At 70.7% G+C, this 864-nt stretch carries 1 protein-coding gene; it reads left to right on the top strand.

The features are described 5' to 3' along the window. The coding region (locus KZA10_RS16380) for a helicase-related protein (RefSeq protein ID WP_218683421.1) at positions 1-864 on the top strand (864 nt) is incomplete at both ends.

Raw genomic sequence — 864 nt, 5'->3', positions numbered from 1 at the left:
CCTCGGTGTGCTGCGCCTGCGCGATTCGGCGAGCCGCCTCGCGTGGCTGCTGAGCCACCTCGACGATCTTCCCGGTTCCGGCATCATCTACACGCTGACCGTCGCGGCTGCCGTCGACACCGCCCGCCTGCTGCGCGATCACGGGCACGACGTGCGGGCCTACACCGGGCAGACCGACACCGAGGAGCGCGCCGAGTCCGAGGGCATGCTCAAGCGCAACGAGGTCAAGGCTCTGGTCGCCACGAGCGCGCTGGGCATGGGCTTCGACAAACCCGATCTGGGATTCGTGCTGCACCTCGGAGCGCCGTCGTCTCCCGTGGCGTACTACCAGCAGGTGGGTCGTGCCGGCCGTGCGAGTGAGAGCGCCGACGTGCTGCTGCTGCCGGGCATCGAAGACCGCGACATCTGGCACTACTTCGCGACGGCCTCGATGCCGGATCGGGAACGCGCGGAGCGGGTGATCGGCGCGCTCGGCGATGCGCCGATCTCGACGCCGGCGCTCGAGGCGATGGTCGACATCCGCCGCACGCCGCTGGAGCTGCTGCTGAAGGTGCTCGACGTCGACGGTGCGGTCCGGCGCGTGCAGGGGGGATGGGTCGCGACCGGTGAGCCGTGGACCTACGACGCCGAACGCTACGAGCGCATCGCCGCCGAGCGTCTCGCCGAGCAGCAGCACATGATCGAGTACGAGCAGACCGACGGATGCCGCATGGAGTTCCTGCAGCGGTCGCTCGACGACGACACGGCGGCGCCCTGCGGGAGGTGCGACAACTGCGCGGGCGGGTGGTTCCCGCGCGAGATCGGCGAGTCCGCGAGCACGCAGGCGGCGGAGTCGCTCGACCGCGTCGGCATCCCGATCGAGCC

Source organism: Microbacterium sp. BF1 (genome assembly GCF_019279095.1).
Taxonomy (GTDB): Bacteria; Actinomycetota; Actinomycetes; order Actinomycetales; family Microbacteriaceae; genus Microbacterium; species Microbacterium maritypicum.
This window is presented reverse-complemented; position numbering and strand designations above follow the sequence as displayed.